The 7,898-nt window shown below is 65.6% G+C and carries 6 protein-coding genes; 2 read left to right on the top strand and 4 right to left on the bottom strand.

The features are described from left to right. The 4 genes from LH128_RS34705 to LH128_RS21550 form a co-directional block, all read right to left on the bottom strand. Nucleotides 1–206: hypothetical protein (locus tag LH128_RS34705; protein ID WP_008831808.1), on the bottom strand; the 206-nt coding region annotated here is incomplete at its 3' end. Nucleotides 207–996: 790 nt separating this feature from the next. Beyond that, nucleotides 997–2,256 (bottom strand): DUF3526 domain-containing protein, encoded by a 1,260-nt coding sequence (locus tag LH128_RS21560; protein ID WP_008831807.1) that lies wholly within the window; start codon nucleotides 2,254–2,256, stop codon nucleotides 997–999. Then, nucleotides 2,253–3,704, bottom strand: a complete 1,452-nt coding sequence (locus LH128_RS21555; protein ID WP_008831806.1) for an ABC transporter permease — start codon at nucleotides 3,702–3,704, stop codon at nucleotides 2,253–2,255. Before LH128_RS21555 ends, LH128_RS21560 begins: the two co-directional genes overlap by 4 nt. Further along, nucleotides 3,701–4,438 carry an ABC transporter ATP-binding protein gene (locus LH128_RS21550; RefSeq protein ID WP_008831805.1) on the bottom strand — a complete coding sequence of 246 codons (738 nt, stop codon included), beginning with the start codon at nucleotides 4,436–4,438 and terminating at the stop codon, nucleotides 3,701–3,703. The genes LH128_RS21555 and LH128_RS21550 overlap by 4 nt, the downstream gene beginning before the upstream one ends. Nucleotides 4,439–4,609: 171 nt before the next feature. Between LH128_RS21550 and LH128_RS21545 the strand changes: the two genes are divergently transcribed. Beyond that, a complete protein-coding gene (locus tag LH128_RS21545) occupies nucleotides 4,610–6,769 on the top strand; it encodes a TonB-dependent siderophore receptor (RefSeq protein ID WP_008831804.1) in 2,160 nt (719 codons plus the stop codon). A gap of 17 nt (nucleotides 6,770–6,786) precedes the next feature. Next, the coding region (locus LH128_RS21540) for a M14 family metallopeptidase (RefSeq protein WP_008831803.1) at nucleotides 6,787–7,898 on the top strand (1,112 nt) is incomplete at its 3' end.

Genomic DNA, 7,898 nt, shown 5'->3' with positions numbered 1-7,898 from the left:
TGCGCGACGCCGCGCTCGCCATACGCATGCGCGATCGCCTGTTGAATGACCGCTGCTGCCTGAACTGGCGAGGCGATGATCTCGCTGTCCATGGCCGGTACAATGCCCATGTAGAAAAAGCCGGTATCCAAGCTCAGGGCCCCGACTTTCACCGGCACCCGGCCAGGGTTCTCCGGCAACATGGCTCCGGTCAGCTGATCCGCCACGCCTGGGCCAAATTGACCTTTTCTGTTAGTACTGATGGTCAAGTCGCTGACATTGTTGACCGTGTCGTGAAATTTGCCGGATCCGTTCGTATTGAAAGTTAGCGAGCCAATCGCTGGGCCGCCAATAGACACCTGATAAACGGCGCTGGATGTCGGTGTCGGTGAAGGTGCGGGCGCCGGAGTTGGAACTGGTGTGGGGACAGGGGTTGGAGCGGGCGTACTGCCGTTGCCTCCCGAATTATCGCCTCCACACCCCGCGAGCAACAGCAGCGCCAACGCACACGAAAAACCACCGATCGCAAATCTCATAATGCCCCCGAAGTCCCTCATCAGTCAGGACAGGGCATAGAAATTTCTAATTTTCTTAATTATATCAATATTTTCCATTCGCCATACGGCGTTAATCCACAACGCCAGCTTGATTTGTTGGTTCGACAGTCTTCGTCGTTCGCCGACCAAAAGGCGAAATCATCCGCGACCCATCCATTCAATGGCACTCGCAGCGCTGCTCCGTCGCCATCCCGGCAGCCCAAAACGCTAAATATCCATAGACCAGTGAGTGGGGCCCGCGGGTTAGTCCCTCGGAGACTATCGTACGCCTACCAACACCTGAAGCTCTTCGCGATGGCGGAATGGCCGCTTTCAGCCGGGGATCCTGGGAAGTCGCCATTCTGGGACCTACGGGAGAGCGGACATATGGCATGACGAGATTTGCGTTTCGGCAATGGTCCGCGGGGCAACCATTATTCGATCTTGGGATGGCGCGGCGACATGGCTGCCACCGCGCTACCTATCCGGTCGCCGCGTCGAAGCGCGGGGCGTGGTCGAAGTCCGCCTTGCCGAAAGGGCGGTCGCGGAACATGTAGCCATAGTAGAACTCGCGAAGGCGGCGGTGGTAGTCGCGGATCTGGTCGCGATAAGCGAGTTGCGCTGTAAGGTCGGTCCGCGCCATCCCGGTCAACAGCGCCTGCACGCCAACCGAGGGCAACACCCAGCCGAGGCTGCGCGCGGTTTGATCGCGGGTCTCAAGGCCCTGCCGATAAGTGCGCACCTTGCCCGCCAAGCTCTCGTCGCCGACCTGGTGGAAGGCGAAATACCACTTGTAATGGAACGCGGTGCCCAGAGGCGCGGAATCGGCCCATTGCGGGTGACTGGCATAGAAAGCCCGCATCGTGTCCTCACGGGGAATGTCCCATGCGTGATTGACGGCCTCGCGCTGGGCCAGAGCGATCTCGGCGCCCTGGTTCACCGGGATCGCGCGGTTGATAACGACATGACCGAGCGCCGGCAGTACCAGCACGAGCACCAGCCATAGCGCCGCAAGGCTTGCCGCATTGGCGACGCTGCTCCAGCGCAGTCGGCCGATCAGCGCGCTCAGGCCTGCCCAGAACAGCAGGTAGCCAAGGACTAACCCCAGAATTACCAGGATCGCGCCAGCTGCGACGCCCGATATGCCGGCGGCTACGGCGAAAGGCACGCCGATCGCCGCCCATAGCAGCGCAAGGCGCAGCAGGGTGCGGCGTCGCCACAAGGCCGCGCCGCCATGCGGGAGAGCGGCAAGCGTGCGCCAGCGCCCGGCCTCGCGTTCGCCCGAGGTCAGGTCGTGGCACAAGGCGATGACGAACAGCGGGGCCAGGAAAACCAGCACGAAGGCGAAGTCGAAGCGGCCGGGCAGCGCCAGTTCGGGGTTGAAGGTGTCGCCGTCGTAGATCTGCGCTTCGAGGCCCAGCGCGCGCACGCGCAAGATGTAGGGGGAGACGTCGCGCATCCCCAGCGCCGCGAAGGCGAGCGGGGAAGGCGCGTTCCAGGTCGGATGGAAGCTGTAGTAGGCGGCGCTCCCCGCATCCTTCTCCTTGTCGACCCAGGCGGCGATGGCGCCGATGTCCTCGGCCTGCGCGGCGGGAATGGCGGCGATGGCGGCGCGCTGGCGAGCGACTTCGGCCATCCCCGCGATCAGCGCCGCCACCGTCAGCATCGCCAGCAGGCCAACTGCGATCATGGCGAGGCGCTGGCGCAGCAGCAGGCGGGCTTCATGCATCCACAGGGTCATCGGCCCCCTCCCAGACGGCGCCCCAGACGGCGCGTGGCGAAGGCGAGCAAGGCTCCGGCAAGCATGAGCCATCCGGCGATCACGACCAGCCCCGGCAGAGCGCGGGCGGCGAGGGTCGCACCGTCTGGCGCGCGATACGTGAAGTCGGGCATCTTTTCCCAGTTACCGGCGGCAATGCGCTTGCGGCGGTCGGCGTCCGCGTCGCTCGCGGTGTCGTTGGCATAGGTGACGCCATCGGCCTGCAGCCGGTTCAGCCGCTGGACGAGGTCGTAGCGATAGGCTTCCGCCTGTTCGAGAAAGCTGCGATGGGCCGCAAAGTCGGTCCCCGCGGCTGCCATCGACAGCGAGCGCAAGGCGATCGCCGGACTGATTGCGCCGATCATGCCGACAATGGCGTTCTGCGAGCCCTGTGCTGCATAGCTTTCGCCGCTGTAGCGCTCGAACAGCGCGGAGGTGACTTTCTCTCCCTCCACCGCGAGAAGCCCCTTGTAGTTGACCGGCAGGTCTTCCACCCGCGTCACGCCGTAAAGCAGGAGCACCGATCGCTTGAAGGCGGCGAAGTGCGGATCGTCGGGGTTGTGGGCATCGCCGAGGCGGCGCAAGTCGCGCGCGATCGCCACTTCGGTCTGCAGGCGGTTCTGCAGGGGCACCGCCGCGCTGGCGATATCCGGCGCCACGCGCGGGAGCAGGACGACGCTCACCGCCCAGATCGCCACGAGCGCCAGCAGCGCGTCGCGGCTACGGCCGACCAGCGTGGAAACCAGTACGATGGCCATGACCCACAAGAGCAGCCATGCCGCATAGCCCAGCACGATCACGGCCATCGGCAGGCTCGCCGCGCCTGACGTCCCCGCTAGCGCGACGAGGCCCAGGATCGCAGGCAGCATCACCAGCAGGGCGACGGTGCCCAGCGCGCGCAGCTTGCCGCGCACGATCGCCCCGCGCGTCGCGCCCTGCATCATTAGCACGCGCAAGGTGCCGCGCTCCGTCTCGCGAGCGACGGCGCCATAGCCGACGAAGATTAGCAGGAGCGGCGCCACCGTCTGCAGCAAGAAGGCGGGCGTCAACTGGCCGAAGCGGACCAGCAGCGAGCTCTGGTTGACGTCGCCGAAGTTGGCGGTGTTCTGACGGTGCCCTTCGAGGAACATCGAATTGCCGGTGAAGGCATCGACGCCCGGATCGAAGGCGGCGAGCGCGCTCAGCGGGCGGAAGATGAATGTGCCGTAGTGGACCATGCGATGCGGATGCCGGTCCGGCTGCGCGTCGAAGGCCTGCTCGGCCTCGTGCTGGTGACGGGCGCGCAAGTCCTCGATCTCGCGCTGGTGCGACCAGGAACTTGCAACCGCCACCAGGGTAAGCAGCACCAGCAGCACGCAGGCGATCACGGCGACGCGGTTGCGGCGCATCAGCCGCAGCTCGTCGCGCGCTATCAGGGGTGCGGCGTTCATGCCGCCACCCTCTGCGCGGCGACCGCGAAGCGGGCGTGCAGCGCGCGCACGTCGAAGCGGTCCTCGCCCCGCGCCGTCACGTCCTCGACGATGCGCCCGGCTTCGAGGAAGCAGATGCGATCGGCGATGTCGGCGGCGCTCAGCAGGTCATGCGTCACCATGAGCACGGCGGTGCCACGTGCGCGCACCGCGAGCACCAGAGCGTTGAAGTCCGCCGTCGCGCGCGGATCGAGGCCGGAAGTCGGCTCGTCGAGCAGCAGCACCGGCACTTCGCGCAGCAGTGCGACCGCGATGGCCACCTTCTGACGCATCCCCTTTGAGAAGGCGCCGAGCCGCTGGTCCCAGGCGCGCTCCTGCAGGCCGGCGGCGGCGAAGGCCTCGACGATTGGCGCGCGGCCCTGCTTCCCGCCGGAGAGGGCCAGCAGGTATTGCGCGTTCTCCACGGCGGTCAGATGTTCGTAAAGCGCGACGTTCTCGGGCAAGTAGGCGATCTGGCGGCGAGCGTCGTCGGGCGCGGCGCCAGGATCGATGCCGCAGACCGAAATGGAGCCGGCCTGCGCCTTCACGAAGCCCAGCAGGGTCGACAGCGTGGTCGATTTGCCCGCACCATTACCACCCAGCAAAGCGGTCACGCTGCCTGCGGGCGCCGAGAGCGAAAGACCGTCCAGAACCCGGTGGTCGCCGTAAGTGACAGCGAGGTTCTCGATCAGGATCGGCAGTGTCGTTTCAATCATAATGTTTCCCGAATATTGCTAAAGAAGTCAGGATTTCTGCGGATTTTGCGGCCTCCTGCCTTATTAATTGATATGATGCAACATATCATTGACGGCCGCCGTTTGTGCTGACAGAAGCCCGCCCGAACGAGGCACCGCGCTGCCTCGGGACATAGTCACCGTGGGGATCGCATGCTTCGCTTTACCAGGAATCGCCGGCTGCTTGCCGGAACTCTGCCGTTCGCCATCGCGCTGGCGCCGTCTGGCGGTGCCTTGGCCGAAGAGGCCGGAGCCGAAGGTGAGGAGCGCAGCGAGGCGATCACCGTAAACGGCGTGCGCCAGGCCTATCGCGGCGACTTCGCGGTGTCGGAAATCCCACAGTCGATTGCCGAGATCGATGCGAAGACGCTGGAGCAGAACGGCATCCAGCGGCTGACCGACGCGCTCGATCTCAACGCCTCGGTGGTGCGGCAGAACACGCTGGGCGGCTTGTGGGATGCCTTTGCGATCCGGGGCTTCGCTGGCGACGAGAACATGCCGAGCGGCTATCTCGTCAATGGCTTCAACGGCGGGCGCGGTTTCGGCGGGCAGCGTGATACGGCGGGGATCGAGCGGGTCGAAGTGCTCAAAGGGCCCGCTGCAGCGCTGATCGGGCGCGGCGAGCCGGGCGGCACGATCAACCTCGTGGCCAAGCAGGCCGAATTGGGCCGCAGCTTCGGCACCGCCGCGATCCAGTACGGCAGCTGGGACCGGGTGCGCGGCGAGGCCGACGTCAACATCTCCCTGACCGGAGGTCTTACCGTGCGTCTGATCGGCTATGGCGAGGAGGGCGATACCTTCCGCGATCACGTCCATCAGTCGCGCTGGGGCTTCCTGCCCTCGGTCGGCCTCGCGCTCGGACCGGATACGCGCCTGACCTACGATCTGGAGAAGACCCGTGTGTCGGTTCCGTTCGATCGCGGCATCGTGGTGCTGGACGGCAATTTCGACACCGTCCCGCGATACCGCTTCCTTGGCGAGCCGGGTGATGGCGATACGGTCGCCCGCGCCGAAGGGCACCAGTTGCGGCTCGACCATCAGTTCAGCGACCGCTGGAGCCTGCTGGTGGGCGGAAGCATTCGCGATACGCTGCTCACCGGATTTTCCTCCGATGCGGAGACGGCGGCCTCGCGCCAGGCGCTCTACACCGACGGCCGCTCGCTCTCGCGCCAGCGTCGTTCGCGTCGTTACGATGCACGGCACTATGTACTGCGCGTGGAACTGGCGGGTGAATTCGAGACCGGCGCGCTGACGCATCGCGTGCTGATCGGTGCCGACTACGACAATTTCGATTACAAGCAGTTGTTCCTGCGCTTCCGCCCGCCTGCCCTCAGCACCAATCCAACGGCGCAGCAGGGCAATGTGATCGACATCCTCGACCCGGTCTACGGCCGCTTCGCGCTACCCGTCGGCGCGACCATGATGGATCGTACTGACCGCCAGCGTTCGATAGGCGCTTACGTGCAGGACCAGATCGAGGTGACTAACCGGCTTCAGGTCCGCATCGGCGGGCGCTTCGACCACCTGACGCTGGAAACCGACAATCGCCTGACCAGCCAGAACAGCCGCCGCAAGCGCAGCCGCTTCAGCCCGCAAGCCGGCGTGGTCTACGAACTGAGCGATCCGGTGACGATTTACGCCGCCTATGGGCAGGGCTTCCGGGCCAATGTCGGCACCAATGTCAACGGGCAGATCTTCGATCCCGAAAACAGCGAATCCTTCGAGGCAGGTGCCAAGCTGAGCCTGCTGGGCGGAGCGCTGACCGGAACGCTGTCGGTGTTCCATCTCACCAAGGCCAATGTGCTGGCGACCGATCCCAACGCGCCGGGGTTCTCACTGGCGCTGGGCAAGGCGCGCAGCCGCGGCGCCGAGTTCGACCTTGCCGGGAAGCTGCCGGGCCGCGTCGATGTTCTAGTGAGCTACGCCTATGTCGATGCCGAAGCGCGCTCGGCGATGGTGGACCCCAATACCTCGTTCCAGGTGCAGGTCGGCGATGCTCTGGTGAACATCCCGAAGCACAACCTCAATATGCAGCTCGCCAAGTCCTTCACTCTGGGCAAGCGCGAGGTGCAGATCGGCGCGGGCATGCAATACGTGGGGAAGCGCCGCGGCGAAACGGGCACCGATTTCATGCTGCCCTCGCACGCGCTGTTCCGCCTGTTCGGCAAAGTCGACGTGATGGAGCATCTCGAACTGTTCGGTTCGGTGACCAATCTGTTCGATGAACGCTGGTACGCCAACAGTTACTCACCGCTCTGGGTGCAGCCCGGCGCGCCGCGTACCGGGACCATCGGCCTGCGCGCGCGGTTCTGATGGCAGGGGATCGATCGATGCTGAAGTTCGCCGTCCTCGCCGCCACTCTCGCCATCACGACTACCGCTGCAGCGGCGGAATCGGCACCGCCCGCCGTGCTGCCGCCTGCGCTGGCATGGTCGGGCGCGAGCGAGAAGCTGATCGTCCAGTCCGGCGATCCGTGGATCACCCCGGCCGAGGCATCAGGGTTCCAGACCACGCCGCGCTATGACGAAGTGCGCGACTGGCTCGACAAGCTGGCCAAGGCCTCGCCGCTTATCCGGGTCGAGAGCTTCGGCAAGACCGGCGCAGGCCGCGACCTGTTGATGGTGCGCGCCAGCACCGGCGGACCGGGCAAGCCCGTCGTGCTTGTGCAGGCGGGTATCCACTCAGGCGAGATCGACGGCAAGGATGCCGGCCTCATGCTGCTGCGCGACATCGCGGTGCGCGGCAAAAGCGGCCTGCTCGACAAGGTCGATCTCGTCTTCGTGCCGATCCTCAACATCGACGGGCATGAGCGCTCGAGCCCCTGGAACTTCCTCCACGTGCGCGGCCCCGAGGCCAAGGGCACCGAGGGGAACGCGCGCAATATCAATCTCAACCGTGATTACGCCAAGCTCGACACGCCCGAAGTGCGCGCGATGGTCGCGCTGCTGCGGCGGCTGGACCCGGCGCTCTACATCGACTGCCACGTCAGCGGCGGCTTCGACATGCAGTATGACGTGACCTACACATATGCAGGCTGGGCCAAGTATGCGCGCCACCGCGCTACCGCGCTATGGCTGGAGCAGCGTTTCGGCCCGGCCGTGAAAGCGGCGCTGACGCGCGCCGGGCACGAGCCGATCATCTACCCCAGCCCGATCGACACCCGCGATCCGCAAAAGGGCATCCGCTACAGCCCCGAAGGTCCGCGTTATTCGACAGGCTATGGCGACTTCATCGGTGTGCCCACGGTGCTGGTCGAGAACCACATGCTCAAGCCCTACCGCCAGCGCGTGCTCGGCACTTATGTGCTGCTGGAGGCCGCACTCAAGCTCGCCGCACAGGACGCGGGACGCATCGCCGAGGCCAAGGCGATCGACCGCGCCGAACGCCCCAGGCAGTTGCTCACCCGCTGGGCTCCGGCCAAACAGCCGATCGGCTGGGGGGG

Origin of the sequence: Sphingomonas sp. LH128 (genome assembly GCF_000293195.2) — a bacterium.
In the GTDB taxonomy this organism is placed as follows: domain Bacteria; phylum Pseudomonadota; class Alphaproteobacteria; order Sphingomonadales; family Sphingomonadaceae; genus Novosphingobium; species Novosphingobium resinovorum_A.
The sequence above is the reverse complement of the archived record's forward strand: the minus strand, read 5'-3'. Positions and strand labels throughout refer to the sequence as shown.